This window comes from uncultured Aquabacterium sp., from assembly GCF_913773725.1.
In the GTDB taxonomy this organism is placed as follows: Bacteria; Pseudomonadota; Gammaproteobacteria; order Burkholderiales; family Burkholderiaceae_C; genus Aquabacterium.
The window spans coordinates 105,391-123,381 of the sequence record NZ_CAJYGK010000156.1 but is presented as its reverse complement, the minus strand read 5'-3'; the positions used below and the strand labels follow the sequence as shown (position 1 = coordinate 123,381).

Genomic DNA, 17,991 nt, shown 5'->3' with positions numbered 1-17,991 from the left:
GACAAGGCCCGGCCCGGGAGGGCCTGGCCCATGTCATGCGGGCAGGCGCTTCAGCGGGCGTCCTGCTCGCGGTGCCGGGCCAGCACCACGCCACGTGGCGCAAAGCGCCGCACCAGTTGCTCGACGCAGTACACCGAGCGGTGCTGGCCGCCTGTGCAGCCAATGGCGACCGTGACGTAGCTGCGTTGATCGCCCTCCAGCGTTGGCAGCCAGCGCAGCAGGAAGGCCTCGATCTGGGTGATCAGCTCGGCCGATTCAGGCTGGGCCGCCAGGTAGTCGATCACGGGCTGGTCGCGACCGGTCAGCGGCTTCAGTTCCTTCAGGTAGAAGGGATTGGGCAGCATGCGCACGTCGAACACGAAGTCGGCGTCCAGTGGCACGCCGTGCTTGAAAGCGAACGACTCGAAGACCAGCGTGAGCCGGGCTGGCGCCGCCTGCACGATGTTGCGGATCCAGGTGCGCAGCTGGGCGGGGCGCAGCAGCGTGGTGTCGATCACCGTCGACACGTCGCGCAGCGGGCTCAGCAGTTCGCGCTCCAGGTTGATGGTGTCGATCAGGGCCTGGTCTTCCTGAGACAGCGCCCGGTCGGGCTGCTCGCCTTGTGCGGGGACGTGGCCCGTGGCCTGCAGCAGCGGGTGAGGGCGGCGTGTTTCCGAGAAGCGCCGCACCAGCACCTCGGTGCTGGCATCGAGGAACACCGATCGCAGTGTGTGCCCTTCCGTGCGCAGCTCGCTCAGCACGGGCAGCAACTGTGGCAGTGAACCTGCGCTGCGCACATCCACCGACACGGCCAGCCGGCGCTGTTGCTCGGGCAGGCGTTGCTGCTCGAGGTTCACCAGGCCGCGCAGCAGTTCCGGGGGCAGGTTGTCGACGCAGAAATAGCCGGCGTCTTCCAGCGCATTGAGGGCGACGGATTTGCCCGAGCCGGAGATGCCGGTCAACAGGACGACGTCGAGCAGCCTCATGCGGCCTCCTTGCGGCGCCGGCCTTTGGCCGTGCCTGGCGCCCCGGTCGGTGGCGCCTCACGGTCTTGCGCGTCTTGCACGCGGGCGGCTTCCAGCATCGCGCGGGCATGGGCCAGGCTGGTGTCGCTGACCGCGCCGCCCAGCATGCGGGCCACCTCGGCCACACGCGGATCGCCGTCCACCGGGCGGATGTCGCTGGTGGTCTGGCCAGCTTGGAGCGATTTGGCCACCAGCAGGTGCTGGTGCGCACACGCGGCCACCTGGGCCAGGTGGGTGACGGCCAGCACCTGACGGCCGTGGCCCAGGCGCTGCATCAGCCGACCCACGGTGTCGGCCACGGCGCCGCCCACGCCCGAGTCGATTTCGTCGAAGATCAGGGTGCCGACCTGCTCGGCATCGGCCGTGCGCTGTGTGGTTGTGACCGCGATGGCGAGCGCGAGACGCGACAGCTCACCGCCCGAGGCTACCTTGCCGAGCGGGCGCGGCGTGCTGCCGGCGTGACCGGCCACCAGAAACTCCACCGATTCCAGGCCGAAGGCCTGCGGCTCGGTTTGCGCGGTCAGGGCCACCTCGAAGCGGCCACCGGCCATGCCCAACTCCTGCATGGCGGCGGTGACGGCCTCGGCCAGGGCGGGGGCGGCCTGCGCGCGTTGCTTCGATACGGCCCGCGCGACGGTGAGCCAGGCCTGATGAGCGCGGGCGGCCTCGCGCTCCAGCGCGTCGAGGTCGGTGGCAGCATCCAGCTCGGCCAGTTCGGCCTTCCAGCCTTGCAGCAGTTCGGGCAGCTCGGCAGGCTGGCGGCGGTAGCGGCGCGACAGGCTCATCCAGGCCGACATGCGGCCGTCGAGTTCGGCCAGGCGGTCCGGGTCGAGCTCGGTGTGGTGCAGCGCACTGTTGAGGCTGTGGGCGGCGTCCTGCAACTGCGCCTGGGCGTCGCGCAGCACCTCCAGCGCATTGGCCAGGTGGGGCTCGACGCTGGCGACATCTTCCAGCGCGTCGATGGCGCGGCTGGTGAGCGACTCGGCACTGTCATCCGCCTCCGAGACGGCGTCGAGCGCCAGCCGGGCGGCATCCAGAATGGCCTGACCATGGCTCAGGCGCTGGTGTTCGGCATTCAGTGTCTCCCACTCTTCGGGCTGGGGCGACAGCTTGTCGAGCTCGCTGATCTGCCACTGCAGGCGTTCGCGCTCGCGCTCCAGATCGGCCTGACGGCTGCGGGCCTCCTCCAGGCGGCGCTGTGCATCCCGGCGGGCGGTCCAGGCCTGCTGCAGCGCGTTGGTGTCCACGCCCGCCTGGCCGTCCACCAGCGCCCGCACGGCGTCGGTGCGGGTCAGGCTCTGCCAGGCGTGCTGGCCGTGGATGTCGACCAGGTGCTCACCCAGTTCGCGCAGTTGCGACACGGTGGCCGGCGCGCCGTTGATCCACGCGCGGCTCTTGCCCTGTGCATCGACCACCCGGCGCAGCATCAGCGGGGCGCCCGGCTCGACTTCGAAGCCCGCCTCTTCCAGCCAAGGGGCCAGGCGCGTGGCGAGGGACTCGGTCAGGTCGAACTCGGCGGTGATGTCGGCCTTGGCTGCGCCTTCGCGCACCACGCCAGCGTCACCGCGGCTGCCCAGCGCCAGTTGCAGCGCGTCGATCAGGATGGACTTGCCGGCACCCGTCTCGCCCGTGAGCGCCGTGAAGCCGGCGCCCAGGTCGATCTCCAATTGGGTGACGATGACGAAATCGCGCAGGCTCAGGCGGCGCAGCATCTCAACTCACTCCTTCGTTCCAGCGCAGCTTGCGGCGCAGGGTCGCGTAGTAGTTCCAGCCCTCGGGATGCAGGAAGCGCACCCGGTGGGCCGAGCGGCGCACCGTCACGCGGTCGCCGGGCAGCAGGCTCGCCAGGCTCTGCATGTCGAAGTTCATGCTCGCATCGCGCGCGGCCACGATCTCGATCGTGACGGTGCCGGTGTCGGGCAGCACGATGGGCCGGTTCGACAGGGTGTGCGAGGCAATCGGCACGATGGTCCAGCCACCCAGATCCGGATGCAGGATCGGGCCGCCCGCCGACATGGCGTAGGCGGTGGAGCCGGTGGGCGTCGACACGATCAGGCCGTCGGCGCGGTAGTTGGCCACGAACAGGCCGTCCACCTCGGCGCGCACCTCGACCATCGACGCCACGGCGCCGCGGCTCACGACGATCTCGTTGATCGCGAAGCCTTCGTAGATGGTGTCGAACTCGCCATCGCGGGTGGGGCGCAGCACGGCGCCGGCCAGCAGCACGCGCTTTTCTTCTTCGTACTGGCCGCCCAGGATCAGGGGCAGGGCGGTGGCCATGTCCTTGAGCTGGATGTCGGTGATGAAACCGAGGCGGCCCTGGTTGATGCCGATGAGCGGCACGTCGAACGGGGCCAGTTCACGGGCAGTCGCCAGCATGGTGCCGTCGCCGCCCACCACGACCACCACGTCGCACTGGCGGCCGATGTCGCGCATGCCCAGCGAGGGGTAGTCCGACATGCCGGTGCTTTGCGAGGTCTCCTGCTCGATCGAGACATCGAGTCCGGCGCGCACCAGAATCTGGGCGACGTCTTCCAGCACCGGCTTGATACCGCGCGCGTGGTACTTGCCCACCAGGGCGGCGTGGGTGAAGCGGCAGGGCAGGGGGCTCGGCATGCGGGGAATTACACCACAGCGACCATGACAAACCTGTGCTTTTCCCCAGGGAGAGGGGCCGCGGCGGTACCGTGTGCGCCTAGAATGAAACAGCCATGCTGGATGACCGTGCCAAGATCCTCCTGAAAGCGCTGGTCGAGCGCTACATCGCTGACGGACAGCCAGTGGGTTCGCGCACCTTGTCGCGGGCCTCGGGGCTCGATCTGTCGGCCGCCACCATCCGCAACGTCATGGCGGATCTGGAAGAGCTCGGGCTGATTGTCAGTCCCCACACCTCGGCCGGCCGCGTGCCCACCCCCAAGGGCTATCGCCTTTTCGTGGACACCATGCTCACGGCGCGCCCGGTCAGCCTGGACGGGCTGGCTGCCGAAGCGGGGGAGCAGACCCCCCATCTGCAGCCCGATCAGCCTCAGCGTGTGATCGCCAATGCCGCACACCTGCTGTCCGACCTCTCTCAGTTCGTGGGGGTGGTGACGGCACCGCGCAAGGCGTCCGTCTTCCGGCACATCGAGTTCGTGCGGCTGGGCGACAAGCGTGTGCTCGTCATCCTGGTGGCGCCCGATGGCGACGTGCAGAACCGCGTGATCTTCACGGTGCAGGATTACACGCAGTCTCAGCTGGTCGAGGCCAGCAACATCCTCAACGCGCATTACTCGGGCCTGACGATCGACGAGATGCGCAGCCGGCTGAAAACAGAGGTGGAGCAGTTGCGTGCCGACATTGCCACCCTGATGAGCCAGGCGGTGCAGGTGGGCGGGGAAGCCATGGCGGAAAGCACGGACCAGGTGGTCGTGTCTGGCGAGCGCAACCTGCTGACCGTGCAGGACTTCTCCAACGACCTCGGCTCGCTGCGCCGCCTGTTCGACCTGTTCGAGCAGAAGACACAGCTGATGCGCCTGCTGGATGGATCCAGCCGGGCCGAAGGCGTGCGCATCTACATTGGCGGCGAAAGCCAGGTGGTGCCCTTCGAAGAGCTGTCCGTCGTGTCGGCGCCCTACGAGATCAATGGGCAGGTGGTGGGAACCCTCGGTGTGATCGGGCCCACGCGAATGGCCTACGACCGGATGATCGAGATCGTCGACATCACGTCCCGCCTTGTGAGCAACGCCTTGAGCGTGAAGTGACGCCGGACTGCCCACGGGGTATGTGAGGGGGCATGGCGTTTGCCAAGGCGGAAGATCGCACTCTTTCGTCCAGCCGTGTCTGCCCGTCTCGTTCCTCCTGCATCGCCCTTTCCTGTGCCAGGCAGGCCGACCGGGGGCTTGGCCGACGGCCCGACGCCGCATGGCGGGCCGCTGCTTCACCAGTGGACGCCCGAGCGCGTGCTGGTGTTTCGTGCCCTGAACCTGGGAGACATGTTGTGCGCCGTGCCAGCTTTGCGAGCCCTGCGCCGTGTACTGCCGACCGCGCACATCACGCTGCTCGGTTTGCCGTGGGCCATCGACTTTTCGCGCCGTTTCGCGGATCTGTTGGACGGGCATCTGAGCTTTCCCGGCTACCCGGCCCTGCCTGAGCGCGAAACCGATGTCCTTGCGTGGCCGGACTTTCTGCAATCCATGCAGGGTCAGGGCTTCGACCTGGTCGTGCAGATGCATGGCAACGGACATCACACCAATGCCCTGATGGCGCTGCTCGGCGCCCGCATGAGCACCGGCTTCTGTGAGGCAGGCGGGCTGAGTGCCTGGCCTTGGCACGTGCCGTGGCCTGAATCGGGCCCCGAGCCACTTCGCCTGATGGCCCTGGCCCGGCATCTCGGCGCACCGGCTGACGACCCGGCGCTGGCCTTTCCCCTCGGGGCTCAGGATCGCGCAGCGTGGGCGGGGCGGCCCGACATCCTGGCGTTGCGGTCGGGCGGCTACCTGTGCCTGCATCCGGGCGGGCGCGAAACGAGAAAGCGTTGGCCCGCACACCAGTTTGCCGCGGTGGCGGATGTGCTGGCCGGGCTCACCGGGCTGCCCGTCGTCTTGACCGGCAGCGGCGAGGAGGCGGCCCTGACCGGGGCGGTGCGTCGCGCCATGCGCTCGCCTGTGCTGGACGCAGCGGAGGCCGTGCCGGTCGGTGCGCTGGCGAGCCTGATCGCCGGCAGCCGTCTGCTCATCACCAACGACACGGGGACATCGCATCTGGCGGCCGCCTTGAGGGTGCCCAGCGTGGTGGTATTTCGCTGCACCGACATCGACCGCTGGGCTCCGATGGACACCGAGCGCCATCGCGCCGTGTGGGACCCCGCGGGCGAGCGCATCGACCTCGTGCTGCATGAGGCACGGCAGCTGCTCGAGCGCTTCTGACGAGCCCGGCGTCTGATGGCCGGGGCGCACGCTCACGGGCTGGCCGCTTCGAGTGGGCGATGCGCGGACGGGGCCGTATGCCCCCCGGGGCCCGCTTGCCATTCGGCCATGGCGGCTCCGAGCACCTCGTCCACCGTGACGTCGGTGACGAACGAGACCTGGTGGTGGCAACGTTGGCGCACGTTCTCTACGCCGCAGACTGGGCACGTCAGCCCCATGGACAACACCGCGCGCTGGCGCCCCTGGACCAGGGGCGCTGCGGTGATGAGGTTCATGGCCCAGTAGATGCCAACGCTGGGGCAGCCGAGTGCAGAGGCCAGGTGCAGTGGCCCTGTGTCGTTGGACACCAGCAGGCGCGCTCGCTGCAGCAAAGCCAGCAGACCGCTCAAAGGCAACTGACCGGCCAGGTCCAGGTGGGGGGTGTCGCCCAGCTGTCCCGCGAGCTGCGAGGTCAAGGAGCGTTCCGCCTCGCTGCCATTGACCACGATGAACGCCCCTGCCCGCGCCAGCGCCCGTCCCACCGCAGCGAACCGTTCGACAGGCCAGCGACGGCGTTCATCTGTGGCGCCCGGTTGCAGCACGGCGATCGGTTGATGCGGCAGCGCTGCCACCGCGGCCAGCACGGCGTGATCCCGGGCGGTCACCGCCAGCCTGGGATTGAGTTCGCGCGCGGCGGCGCCCGCCAGGCCGACGACCTCCAACAGCCGCAGGCGCTCGTTGCGCCAGCGCTCATAAGGCAGGTTCCGGTCCAGCGGCTCGGCATTGTCTGCCTGCAGGCCGACGGTCAGGGCTGCCCCGAGGCGCTTGATGAACGGGTTGGTGTAGCGGCCACCGCCATACAGCTGGATGGCGAGGTCGAAGCGAGCCTGGCGCATGGATGCCACGAATCGATCCACCGCGGCGTGGTCGGAGAGACTGTCTTCGGGGGCTCCGACGCCCGGGATCTGTGGCAGGACGACCACCTCATCGACCGGGCCCGGTCGACCGTGAAGGAACGCCTGGTGCCAGGCTCGGCCCAACAGCGTGATGTGCGCCTGAGGCCAGCTGGCGCGCAGCGCGTGCAAGGCCGGCAGGGCGAACACGAAGTCGCCGATGGCATTGGGCCGCAGTACCGCAATGCGGCGGACCTGTGCAGTGGCAAGCGCAGGACCCTTGAGCGGGCGGGCAGGCAGTACGGCGCGTCTCATCATGGCAGTGCGCCCTGCAAGACCCAGGGTGCGTCACAGTCCCGCTCCGGCACTGTGGTGGGCAACTCCTGGTGGTAGGCGCCGGAAGGAAAGAGCCCGCAGCCGCCGTCGCGGGCCATGACGCGCAATTGCGCCAGAACATCCTCGCCGCAATGCTGAGTGGGCAGGTCCTGCCAGAAGTCGAAACCACCAGCGGCGCGCAGCTTGGCCGTGTCGAACAGCACGCAGCCGCCCACCCAGGCGACCTTGTAGAGCCGCGGCGCGGCGTCCGGTGCGGTGCGGTCGTCGGCGCCCAGTTTCTGTTGCAAGTGATAGAGGTTGGCTGCACTGTGGAGGTGGTGGCGAGCCCAGTGCGGGTCGCCGGGGCGGATGCATTCCGGCCGCACCGGTTCGTCCCACCAACTGACAGCTTGATGATGCGGGCGCTCGTCGTGCATGTGACTGAGGCCGTGCACGGCACTGCCTACAAACCCGCAGCGCGCCCAGCGGAGGGCGATGACGAGCCGTTCCACGAGGTCGGGTTCGAGGATGACGTCGTCATCCAGGAAGAGCAAGTAGGGCGCGCGCACCTGATGGAGCAGGAAGGCGCGCTGCTCGGCCAGCCCTCGCCGAGGGCGCGGGCCATGCCAGTCGACAGGGCGCCCCTGGGCTTGCAGAAGCCGGATGATGGCCCGGACCTCCGGCGCGTGCAGCGTGGATGTGTCGGATTGGTCAGCCACCACGATGCGCAGCGAAGCCGCCGTCTGAGCCATCACGCTGGTCAGGGTGACGGCCAGTGCCGCAGGGCGATTTCGTGTCGGAATGAGGATGTCGACATCGGCCGTGAAGGGCGTTGCGGGTGTGGGCATGGTCGCAGGGGAGGGCAGGAATGAGGCAACACCTGCTTGCCGGCAAACAGCGTGCGTGGCCCATGGCCGAACCGGCATGACGCTCCAGGGCCTCTGCTACGATAGAGGGCTGTCTGTGGGGGCCCGGGAGGGCACGTCCGCAGCGCAGTTGAAGGGGGGCCGTTAGCTCAGTCGGTTAGAGCAGAGGACTCATAATCCTTTGGTCGTTGGTTCAAGTCCAACACGGCCTACCACCCTGGTTTACGCATGGTTCGGGTGCTTACCGCATCTTCCCGTTAACCGAAAAGACGTTGTGCTGCGACGACAGCGTGGCGCGTGTCGTCGATGGACAGTCATGGGTCACTCCGGCCCGCCCAGTTTGTCACCCCGGCCCCCCGGCTCGCATGGATAATTTGCGACCAGGGGAGGTTCATTGACCTCGAGGTGTGTCGCAGATGTTGGGTGTCCGAGCCAATTACAAGGTGTGGGGCGTGTTGTGTGCGCTGGGCTGTGTGGCCGGGAGCTCAGCACGTGCGCTTGAGCGCGTGCCCACCGAAGAGGACTATTACGCGAACATCCCCGTGGTGCTCACGGCCAGTCGTCTGGATCAGCCGTTGAATGAAGCGCCCGGCGCCATCACGGTGGTCGACCGGAACACGATCCGGCTGTCGGGTGCGCGAACCATCGCAGAGGTGCTCAGGCTGGTGCCGGGCTACCTGTCCAGCGGGTGGAACGGTGCCAATCCTCTGTCGGCGTATCACGTGCCGCTGGACGACTACGGCATCCGCAATCTGGTGCTGATCGACGGTCGGTCGGTGTACTCCACCGCCCACCTCGGAGACACCCACCGCGGCATGATGGATGTGATGCTCGAGGACATCGAGCGCATCGAGGTGCTGCGCGGAGCCAACTCGGCCGCCTACGGCGCCAATGCCATGTTCGGTGTGATCAACATCATCACCCGGCACAGCGCAGATACCGTCGGAGGCGAATTGGGCCTGACGGTCGGCAATGACGGCATCTTTGACAAGCGCGCGCGAGTGGGCGGTGGCAACGAGGTCGCGAGTTTTCGGCTTTCGGCTGGTGAGCAGCGGGACAGCGGCTATCGGAACGCCTATGACGACAAGCGCCTCAGCCAGCTCAACGGACGGGTCGATCTGCGGCCTTCCGCGGTCGACGAGGTGATGCTTGCCAGCGGTGTCTCGTATCTGGCAGCGGGAGAGGGGTACACGCCCACGGACGACGGCAATCCGTACCACACGATCTACAGTCGGGATGTGTACCTGCAGCTCGACTGGCGGCACCAGCTGGCGGACTCCGACGAGTTCAAGCTGTCTGCAAGCTTCATGGAAGACCGCAAGCAGGACTACGCACTGTCGCCCAACCGCAAGCTCAACAGCAACCCACCGGTCAGTGGCGAGAGCGTCATATGGGACTACGGTGCCCTGGGCCGGCGAAGCAACATCGAGGCGCAGCGCCGTTTTGGTCTGGGTAACGGGGTGCGGGCGCTGGTCGGACTCGGCTTCAAGGACGAGCGCGCCAAGTCCGAAGCGCTGTACCACAACGCAGCATGGCAGTCGTTCCAGGAGTCCCGTGCGTTCGGCACGGTCGAGTGGCGCATGACGCCGCAGTGGCTGTTCAACGCAGGCTTGTTCGTGGGCAAGCACAGCCTTGCGGGCACATACGCCACGCCGCGGCTGATGGCCAACTGGTTGCTGGCTCCCGGACACACGCTGCGTTTCGGTGCCACCGAATCGGTGCGTGCGCCCAACCTGTCCGAGTATGTCGCCGACGTCCGGCACTACACGACCACGGGCGCGCTGTACCAGCATGAATACGCGGCGACGGGGAGGGTGCAGCCGGAAAAGCTCAGGAGCGTCGAGCTCGGCTACGTCGGTCGGCTGCAGGACTACCGGCTGACCTTCGATGTCCGACTTTTCCGGGAGCAGCTCGATGAATTCATCGTCGCCCGGTTGCCCAGCACTCGCCACCCCGAGACCGGCAAGCGCGCGCGGGATTATCTGAACTACACCGACCTGCTGGTCACGGGTGGGGAGTACCAGGTCCGCTGGAAGCCGGCGGCTGACACCGAGCTGTGGCTGAATCAGACGTTCACGGAAACCAAGTGGGACAACGTGAACTACCAGGTCAGCGACGAGCGCCGTCCACCTCGTCACCACACGACGATCGCCTGGTTCCAGCGGTTGTCTCCGCAGACCGAACTGAGTGTCATTCACGAGCGGCTGGGCGGCATGACCTGGCGCTATGACCGCGATTGGCTTCCGTTCTCTCACCGCACCGATGTGCGCCTGGCGCAGGCGTTCCGCCTGGGAGACAGCAAGGCCGAGGCAGCGCTCACCGTGCAGTCGCTGGAGGGGCAGCAGGATGCTTTTCTGATCAGCCGAGGGTTCGCGTTGGCCCGTCGGGTGTTCGTCACCCTGAAGCTGGAGATCTGATCTGATCAACCGGCGACAGTCCCTTCTGCTTGCTGCGGGCGCCGCCTTGGCCGGTGTCGCAGCGCCATTGCGTGGCGCAGGCGAGGCAGTCTGGGTGCTGCCGTCGGATGCGGGGGGGGCGCATGCGGAAGCACTGTCGGCGTTGCAGGTGGCCTGGCGCCAGGCCAGCCGTCGCGGCGACCTGATCGTGCTGGAGCCGGGCCAGCTGCCCACCGAAGGGCTGCCTGGCGCGGTGATCACCTTGGGCAGCAACGCCCTGCGGCTGGTGCACAGCCGGGCAGAGGCCCAGTCCGACTGGGCCCGCGTGCCGGTGCTGGCTGCCCTGATTCCGCGGGAGGCCTTTGCGGCCATCTGGCGGCGGCCTCCGGCGTGGGTGTCTGCGGTTTACCTGGACCAGCCGCCCGACCGCTACATGGAATTGATCCGCAAGGTGTTCCCGAAGTCCACACGAGTGGGTGTGCTGCTGGGGCCCGATGGTCAGGCCATGCGCCAGGTGCTGGCCGAGGAAGCCAGGGAGCGCGGCCTCCAGCTGACGCCTGTGACGGTGAGCCAGCCCGACGGACTCTATGGCGCTTTGCGCACGGCCCTGGCGGACAGCGATGTGCTGCTGGTGCTGCCCGACAGCACGGTGGCCGACGCCGGTGCGCTGCAGCGGGTCCTGATCGCTGCCTACCGGCAGCGCATTCCGGTGATCGCCTATTCACCTGCTCTGGTCCGGTCCGGGGCGGCCCTTGGTCTGTATGCAAGTCCGGCCCAGGTGGGACGGCAGGTGGCATCCATGTTGAAGCTCGCACCCCAAGCCCAGAACTGGCCTGCTTCCCGTCTGGCGGACAGTTTCATGATCGCAACCAACGAGCAGGTGTGCCGATCCTTGGGGCTGGATGTGCCGGAGCCCGTTGCGCTGGCCGAACTCATCCGGCGACAGGAGGGCTCACGGTGAGCTTGAAGTTGGGCGGCATCCGGGCGCGTCTGTGGGTGGCCACGGCGTTGCCAGCCATGCTGGTGATCGCCATGCTGGTAGCCGGATTTGCGTTTCGTTATGGCGAGCGCATGGCCGATGCCTTGCAGGACCGCGGTGTCGCGTCGGCGCGGCAGTTGGGCAGCGCGGCGGAGTTCATGGTGTTTGCCGGCGACCGGGAGGGGCTGGTCAGACTGACCGAGGCGGCCGTGCGCAACGACAAGCAGTTGCGCGGCGTGGCGGTCTATGACGCGCAAGGGCAACTGCTGGCATCGGCAGGTCAGTTGACGGCAAGCCCTGCGCCTCAGGGCTCGCTGCTGGACGTGCAGGTGGCCGACGAGTTGCGCATCGTGCAGCCGATCTACCCGACGGCCGGCCCGGTGGACGATCTGTACACGCCGACGCCCTCGGCTGGCCTGGCTTACGGTCCGGGCTCTCGCCTGGTGGGGCATGCGGTGCTCGAGATGTCGATGGAGACGCTGGCGCAGCAGCAGAAGGAGCTGTTGCTCTGGTCGCTCGTGACGGCGGCTGGGGGGCTGTTGCTTGCCGGCGGGCTCGCGACCTTGCTGGCTTCGCGCGTGACGGCCCAGATCACGCTGATCAACGATGTGGTTGCCCGCGTGGGCCAAGGCGATCTCGATGAGCGGGTGGACATCCATCGCAGCGGGGTGTTGCGTCCGCTGGCGCTGGGCATCAACGTGATGATCGGCCGGATCGCCACCACCCAGGAGGAGCTGCAGTACCGCATCGAGCAGGCCACCCGCGAGCTGCGTCATCAGAAGGAGGTCGCCGAGCAGGCCGCCCGAACCGATGCCCTCACTGGCACCGCCACCCGTCTTGCGTTCACTGAAGTGGCCGAGGTCGAGATGCAGCGCGCCCTGCGCTACCGCAATGACCTGTCGCTGCTGATGCTGGATCTGGATCACTTCAAGGGCATCAACGACCAGCACGGGCATGTCACGGGCGACGCCGTGCTGGTGAACTTTGCCCAGGTGGTGCAGCAGCAGATCCGCAACATGGACACCTTGGCCCGCATAGGCGGCGAGGAGTTCGTGGTGCTGCTTCCCAACGCAAATGTCGCCCAGGCGGGTGCGTTGGCCGAGCGCATCCGCCGTGCCGTAAGCGAGGCTCGGCTCATGGTGGACGGCAAACCCCTGCGCGTGAGCGTGAGCATCGGTGTGGCGCAGTTCGACTGGCGGGAGCTGAGCCTGACGCGTTGGCTGGCGCGTGCCGACGCGGCGCTCTATCGTGCCAAGGACCAGGGACGCAACCGTGTGGTGCACGATGCCACGGACGGTGCCCCGCCCGAAGGCACGGAGCATCCGCCGGTCGAGGGGTGATTCACCTCACCGCTGCACCATCTTCTGCGCCTGTTCGATGAAGGCGGTCGAGCCCTTGTCGTCCTGAACCAGGCTTTCTACCTTGACGGGCACAGCCACGCCCCGTTGACAGGCCGGCCGCGCCTTCATGGCATCCAGCCAGCGCTGCAGGTGCGGCAGCCCGTCGACCGACACGCCCGACCAGCGGTGCGTACGCACCCAGCACCAGTTCGCGATGTCGGCGATCGACAGGTCGGGGCCAGCCAGCCATTCGGTGCGCGCAAGCTGGCCGTCCAGCACCTCGAACAGGCGCCGGGATTCATTCTGGTAGCGGTCGATGGCGGGCTGGATCTTCTCGGGGAAATAGCGGAAGAACACATTGGCCTGGCCCATCATGGGCCCCACGCCGCCCATCTGGAACATCAGCCATTGCAAGACGCGCGATCGGCCCTGCGCGTCGCTGGGCATCAAGCGGCCTGTCTTTTCGGCCAGATAGACCAGAATGGCGCCCGATTCGAACACCGCGAAGTCGCCGGCTTCGCGGTCGACAATGACGGGGATGCGGCCATTCGGGTTGAGTTGGAGGAACCAGGGCTGCTTCTGCTCGCCCGCAGCCAGGTCGATCGCGTGCACGGTGTACGGCAGGCCCAGTTCCTCGAGTGCCACCGACACCTTGTGGCCATTGGGGGTGGAGGCGGTGTACAGGTCGATCATGCTCAGGCTTTCAGGCTGGGGCGCTCGGCCAGCGCAGCGCGCCACCGGGCCAGATGCGGGTGCGCCTCACCGGGTTTGAACCGGATGATGCGGGCGAAGTCGACCAGCACCACGGCGGTGATGTCGGCGAGCGTGAGGTGGTCGGCTGCCACGAAATCGCGGTCGGCCAGGTGGGCGTTCAGCGTGTCGAAAAAGCGCAGCGCCCGGGTCTGGCCCCGTTCACCCAGCTCCGGGATCTGGGGCACGCTGGCCTCGCCCGTCAGGGCGCGGCCCTTCATGGCCGGGCTGGTGTTGCGGAAGGCCTCGGCCACGGCCAGCAGGCCTTCAAACTCCAGGCGCGCGTTCCAGCTCGCCACCTGCGCCTTTTCGATGGGCGTGCGCCCCAGCAGCGGCGGGTCGGGCCAGGCGGCTTCCGCCCAGGCCCAGATCGCCGCGTTGTCGGGCAGCACGGTGCCGTCGTCCAGCTTCAGCGCGGGCACGGTGCACTGCGGGTTGAGTGTCCGGAAGGCGTCGCCCAGCTGCTCGCCCCGCATCAGGTCGACCTGAACGGTCTCGTGCGGGATGCCTTTTTCAGCCAGCAGGATGCGGGCGCGGCGCGGGCTCGGCGCGGTGGCGCAGTCGTACAGTGTGATCATGCGCTGCATCGTGCCGGATGCCGCGCCGAGGGCCCATGCGGGATACACCCCATGGCTCACCCGTAGGTGATGCCGCTCGTCTTGCCCCCGAACACCCGGTAGACGAAGACCGTGTAGCCAGCGATCGCTGGCAGGCTGATGGCCGTGCCCACGAGGATGATCTTGAGCGAGGACGGTGCGCTGGCCACTTCCCACACTGTGAGCCGGTCGAGCAGCACGTACGGGTAGAGGCTGTAGGCCAGCCCGAAAGCGCCCAGCACCAGCACACTGATGGCCAGCACCAGCGGCAGCCACGCCAGCTTGCCATTCGGCCCTTGCACGCGGTGCGAATTCAGCAGCCCGCGTAACGCAATCAGGGCCATGCCGGTCATCAGGGGCACGGGCAGCAGGGCCAGCAGGGCGGGCATGGTGAACCAGCGTTCGGCCACCGTGGGGCTGACCAGCGGCGTGGCCACCGACACCAGCAGCAGGGCCAGCACGAGCCCCGGCCAGGCCGCCTTGGCCCAGCCCACCGCACGGCGTTGCAGGGCCCCGTCGGTCTTGAGGATGAGCCAGCACGCGCCCAACAGCACGTAGGCCACGGGCACGGCCACGGCCACGCCAGCGGCAAACACCAGGGCCATCGGCCCCTCGGCCAGGCCCGTGACGTAGCGGCCGAGCATCCAGCCCTGTGCCAACGAGGCCAGCAGCGAGCCGGCAAAGAAGGCCCGGTTCCACAGCGGCTTGTGTTGCGCGCGGGCCTTGACGCGGAAGTCGAACGCCACCCCGCGGAGGATGAGGCCCAGCAGCATCAGTGCCACCGGGATGTACAACGCCTGCAGGATCACCCCGTGCGCCTTCGGGAAGGCGATGAGGAGCAGGCCGACGCCCAGCACCAGCCAGGTCTCGTTGGCATCCCAGAACGGACCGATGGAGGAGACCATCTCGTCGCGTTCGCCGTCGCCATGGGCGCGCGGCAGCAGCATGCCCACGCCCAGGTCGTAGCCGTCCAGGGCCACATAGGCCAGCATGGACACGCCCATCAGCAGCCAGAACAGCACGGGCAAGAAGGTATCGAAGTCCATGTCAGGCTCCTTGCTGAACGAGACCCTGTTCGGTCGTCATGCCGGGTACGACCGGGTCCGGGCCGGCCGCGTCCAGGGGCTTGCTGCTGAGGTAGCGCAGCACGCCGATGTAGGCGAGCAGCAGGCTCACGTAAAGCACCACGTAGCCGGTCAGGCTCCAGGCCACCGTGGCGGCCGGCGTGGTGGTGACAAGGTCGGCGGTGCGCAGCACGCCGTGCACAAGGTAGGGCTGGCGGCCGATCTCGGTGACATACCAGCCGGCCACGGTGGCGACCCAGCCCGAGAAGGTCATCCACGACAGCGCGCGCCACACGGCCTTCGGCACACGGGCGTCGGCCGTGGACCAGCCGGCGCGTCGCAGGCGCCACCACGCCAGCCAGCTGACCAGCAGCATCAGCGTGCCCATGCCCACCATGATGCGGAAGCTGAAGAACACGGGCTTGACTGGCGGGTGCGCTCCCGGGAAGGAAGACAGCCCCTGGAGTTCGCCATCGGCGCTGTGCGTGAGGATGAGCGACCCGAGCTTGGGGATGCCCACGGCCCAGTCGTGCCGCTGCTCGGCCTCGTTCGGCCAGGCCATGAGCAGAAGGGGCGCGCCGCGCTCGGTGTGCCAGATGCCTTCGATGGCGGCGATCTTGGCCGGCTGGTGCTTGAGGGTGTTGAGCCCATGCAGGTCACCTGCAATGATCTGCAGCGGGATCAGCACCGCCGCCAGCGTGACGCCCAGACGCAGCACCTTGGGCGTGGCCGCATTGGCGCAGCCGCGCAGCACCTGGCTGGCCGCCAGCCCCGCCATCAGGAAGGCCACGGTCAGCCCGGACGCCAGCAGCATGTGCGTGAGCCGGTACGGAAAACTCGGGTTGAAGACGATGGCCAGCCAGTCGGTGGCATGCAACTCGCCGTTGACCAGCGTGTGGCCTTGCGGGGTCTGCATCCAGGAGTTCAGGCTCAGGATCCAGAACGCGCTCATGGTGGTGCCGAAGGCGACCAGGAAATTGGCCACCAGGTGCATGCGCTCGCTGACCCGGCCATGGCCGAACAGCATCACGCCCAGGAAGGTGGCCTCCAGGAAGAAGGCCGTGAGCACCTCGTAGCCCAGCAGTGGCCCGGCGATGTTGCCCGCCCGCGCCATGAAGCCCGGCCAGTTGGTGCCGAACTGGAAACTCATGGTGACGCCGCTGACGACGCCCAGGGCGAAGGTCAGCGCGAACACCTTGGTCCACAGGCGCCAGGCACCCAGCCAGGCCGTGTGCCCCGTGCGCAGCCAGCGCCAGCGCATGAACAGCAGCACCCAGCCGAGCGCGATGCTGATGGTTGGAAAGAGGATGTGGAAGGTGATGTTGGCCGCGAACTGCATGCGTGACAGCAGCAGGGTGTCGAGGGCATCCATGGCGCTCACTCCGGATCTCGTTGCGTTTCACGCTGACCGACCACCTTCAGGTGGCCGGTGAACTCCAGCAAACGACCGACCTTCGAGCCCAGCTTCATCAACTGGGCGAGCGTGCGGGCGTCCATGCGCTGCACGTCGTCGAACCAGGTCATCATCAATTCGATGAGGTCGTGCATGCCCTGCATGCGTTCCTGGGCCACGCGGTCGTCGTCGCTGGCCGGGCTGGCCATGAGGGCGCCGCGCAGCATGGTCAGCGTGGGCTCCACCTCTCGGCGGCGGCGCTCTTCGGCCAGGGTACGGAAGATCTCCCAGGCGTCAGACGGAGCGTCAAAGTACTCGCGGCGATCGCCCGGCATGTGCTTGAGCCGGACCAGTCGCCAGGACTGCAACTCCTTCAGACCCATGCTGACGTTGGAGCGGCTGAACGACAGCGCTTCGGTGATCTCGTCGGCGTTCAGCGGGCGGGGCGACAGGTAGATGAGTGCGTAGATCTGACCGACGGTGCGGTTGATGCCCCAGCGGCTGCCCATCTCGCCGAAGTGGGCGACAAAGGTGGCGACCAGGGGGGACATGGCAGCGGACATGGTGAGGGGCTTTCCGAAAGGGGAGAGGTGAGCGCATTGTCTTTGACAAATTTCAGTAAATCCTGAAATTACAGAAAGACCCCGAGGGGAGGAGGGGTGATGTAGTTTTTTGCAAAGCGCCTGTCATCCGGGCAGGCGGGGCCTGCGTTGAACCGTCATCGCATCAATGGAAGTTGTCGTTCCATGAACCGTCATACAGAGCAACAGCTGCTGAATTTCTGCGTCGCCCAGCACGGCCGATTCAACCCGCAAGCGTGGGAGAGTCTGGACAGCGTGTCTCCGGACTACAAGGCCTGTGCCATGCTTTTGCTGGCCAACGCCCGCTGGTACGGCCGGGAGCAGGAAATGCGCGAACTGGTTGGCGCGCCGACACGTCCCCAGGCCGCTGGCCGCCTCAGCGAGCTGGCCTCGCGTGCCGGCTTCAACTGCAGCCGCTTCGCGCAGCGCCTTCAAGCCCGTCTCTGGTCCAGCACCGAACCGAAGCGCTGAGTCGCTTGCCGGACGGCAGACGACTTATCCCCGCATCCTGTGGATAAGTCTGTTGGGAAGCCTTGGGAAAGGGCCTTCCCCCCTGGGTAACCCGGTAGGTTGCCCATAAATGTGGCAGTTCCATGACCGTTCCTGCATGCTGGAACGGCTCTGTACCGATGCTCAGTCTGCGCCGGGTTCGACCGGGCGCACTTCCTGCGTCGCACAGTTCTGGCACAGGCATGACAGCCCACGCATGGCCTTGGGCACACGCGCCAGCAACTCCGGAGAAAACGTCACGCTCTTGCACCAGCAGGGCGTGTCGAGGCGGCCCGACAGGGCCGGCGCACAGGCATTCGGCCCGCCGCACAGCGGGCACCGATGGTGGGGCAGGGCGTCGACGATGGAGGGTTTCATCGCAGGCGAAGACGGGCTGAAACGAGGGAGTGCGCAGTGTGAGGCGGCCCCTGTGGCGCGTCCA

The 17,991-nt window shown here is 67.5% G+C and carries 17 protein-coding genes and 1 tRNA gene; 7 read left to right on the top strand and 11 right to left on the bottom strand.

Features of this window, described 5'->3' with window-relative positions; translation table 11 throughout:
• Positions 1-50 precede the first annotated feature (50 nt).
• The 3 genes from rapZ to QZ709_RS18680 are packed head-to-tail and all read right to left on the bottom strand — an operon-like array spanning position 51 to position 3,608.
• Positions 51-965, bottom strand: coding sequence for an RNase adapter RapZ (gene rapZ, locus QZ709_RS18690; RefSeq protein WP_294639013.1), 915 nt, complete (start codon positions 963-965; stop codon positions 51-53).
• A complete protein-coding gene (gene recN, locus QZ709_RS18685) occupies positions 962-2,716 on the bottom strand; it encodes a DNA repair protein RecN (protein ID WP_294639012.1) in 1,755 nt (584 codons plus the stop codon). Before recN ends, rapZ begins: the two co-directional genes overlap by 4 nt.
• A 1-nt stretch (position 2,717) precedes the next feature.
• A complete protein-coding gene (locus QZ709_RS18680; protein WP_294639132.1) occupies positions 2,718-3,608 on the bottom strand; it encodes an NAD kinase in 891 nt (296 codons plus the stop codon).
• A 107-nt stretch (positions 3,609-3,715) separates the two neighbouring features.
• On the opposite strand from QZ709_RS18680, the gene hrcA reads away from it, so the two are divergent.
• Together hrcA and QZ709_RS18670 are read left to right on the top strand one after the other, a co-directional pair.
• A complete protein-coding gene (hrcA, locus tag QZ709_RS18675) occupies positions 3,716-4,744 on the top strand; it encodes a heat-inducible transcriptional repressor HrcA (protein WP_294639011.1) in 1,029 nt (342 codons plus the stop codon).
• Positions 4,745-4,882: 138 nt separating this feature from the next.
• Positions 4,883-5,908 carry a glycosyltransferase family 9 protein gene (locus QZ709_RS18670; RefSeq protein ID WP_294639009.1) on the top strand — a complete coding sequence of 342 codons (1,026 nt, stop codon included), beginning with the start codon at positions 4,883-4,885 and terminating at the stop codon, positions 5,906-5,908.
• A gap of 32 nt (positions 5,909-5,940) precedes the next feature.
• On the opposite strand, the gene QZ709_RS18665 is transcribed toward QZ709_RS18670, so the two are convergent.
• Both QZ709_RS18665 and QZ709_RS18660 read right to left on the bottom strand, forming a co-directional pair.
• Positions 5,941-7,098 carry a glycosyltransferase family 9 protein gene (locus QZ709_RS18665; RefSeq protein WP_294639007.1) on the bottom strand — a complete coding sequence of 386 codons (1,158 nt, stop codon included), beginning with the start codon at positions 7,096-7,098 and terminating at the stop codon, positions 5,941-5,943.
• A complete protein-coding gene (locus QZ709_RS18660) occupies positions 7,095-7,943 on the bottom strand; it encodes a glycosyltransferase family A protein (RefSeq protein ID WP_294639005.1) in 849 nt (282 codons plus the stop codon). The genes QZ709_RS18665 and QZ709_RS18660 overlap by 4 nt, the downstream gene beginning before the upstream one ends.
• A gap of 156 nt (positions 7,944-8,099) precedes the next feature.
• On the opposite strand from QZ709_RS18660, the gene QZ709_RS18655 reads away from it, so the two are divergent.
• From QZ709_RS18655 to QZ709_RS18640, 4 genes are all read left to right on the top strand, one after another.
• Positions 8,100-8,176: transfer RNA gene (locus tag QZ709_RS18655), tRNA-Ile, on the top strand.
• A gap of 201 nt (positions 8,177-8,377) precedes the next feature.
• Positions 8,378-10,378, top strand: a complete 2,001-nt coding sequence (locus QZ709_RS18650) for a TonB-dependent siderophore receptor (protein ID WP_294639004.1) — start codon at positions 8,378-8,380, stop codon at positions 10,376-10,378.
• Between the two features lie 94 nt (positions 10,379-10,472).
• On the top strand, positions 10,473-11,318 hold the full coding sequence (locus QZ709_RS18645) for an ABC transporter substrate binding protein (protein ID WP_294639002.1): 846 nt from the start codon (positions 10,473-10,475) through the stop codon (positions 11,316-11,318).
• Positions 11,315-12,676: a diguanylate cyclase gene (locus QZ709_RS18640; RefSeq protein WP_294639001.1), complete on the top strand. Its 1,362-nt coding sequence runs from the start codon at positions 11,315-11,317 to the stop codon at positions 12,674-12,676. The genes QZ709_RS18645 and QZ709_RS18640 overlap by 4 nt, the downstream gene beginning before the upstream one ends.
• A 6-nt stretch (positions 12,677-12,682) precedes the next feature.
• Here QZ709_RS18640 and QZ709_RS18635 read toward each other — a convergent pair whose 3' ends face one another.
• Genes QZ709_RS18635 through QZ709_RS18615 form a run of 5 tightly spaced genes read right to left on the bottom strand, consistent with a single transcriptional unit; the run spans position 12,683 to position 17,042 of the window.
• Positions 12,683-13,369, bottom strand: a complete 687-nt coding sequence (locus tag QZ709_RS18635; protein ID WP_294639000.1) for a glutathione S-transferase N-terminal domain-containing protein — start codon at positions 13,367-13,369, stop codon at positions 12,683-12,685.
• 2 nt (positions 13,370-13,371) lie between these two features.
• Positions 13,372-14,004 (bottom strand): glutathione S-transferase, encoded by a 633-nt coding sequence (locus tag QZ709_RS18630; RefSeq protein WP_294638999.1) that lies wholly within the window; start codon positions 14,002-14,004, stop codon positions 13,372-13,374.
• Between the two features lie 56 nt (positions 14,005-14,060).
• Complete coding sequence (locus QZ709_RS18625) at positions 14,061-15,068, bottom strand: cytochrome d ubiquinol oxidase subunit II (RefSeq protein WP_294638998.1); 1,008 nt, start codon at positions 15,066-15,068, stop codon at positions 14,061-14,063.
• Between the two features lies 1 nt (position 15,069).
• Positions 15,070-16,458: a cytochrome ubiquinol oxidase subunit I gene (locus QZ709_RS18620; protein ID WP_294638996.1), complete on the bottom strand. Its 1,389-nt coding sequence runs from the start codon at positions 16,456-16,458 to the stop codon at positions 15,070-15,072.
• Positions 16,459-16,463: 5 nt separating this feature from the next.
• Complete coding sequence (locus QZ709_RS18615; RefSeq protein ID WP_294638994.1) at positions 16,464-17,042, bottom strand: GbsR/MarR family transcriptional regulator; 579 nt, start codon at positions 17,040-17,042, stop codon at positions 16,464-16,466.
• A gap of 183 nt (positions 17,043-17,225) precedes the next feature.
• Between QZ709_RS18615 and QZ709_RS18610 the strand changes: the two genes are divergently transcribed.
• Entirely contained in the window at positions 17,226-17,531 is a 306-nt protein-coding gene (locus QZ709_RS18610; protein ID WP_294638992.1) for a hypothetical protein, read from the top strand.
• Positions 17,532-17,693: 162 nt separating this feature from the next.
• On the opposite strand, the gene QZ709_RS18605 is transcribed toward QZ709_RS18610, so the two are convergent.
• Positions 17,694-17,927: a cysteine-rich CWC family protein gene (locus QZ709_RS18605; RefSeq protein WP_294638990.1), complete on the bottom strand. Its 234-nt coding sequence runs from the start codon at positions 17,925-17,927 to the stop codon at positions 17,694-17,696.
• Positions 17,928-17,991: the final 64 nt, after the last annotated feature.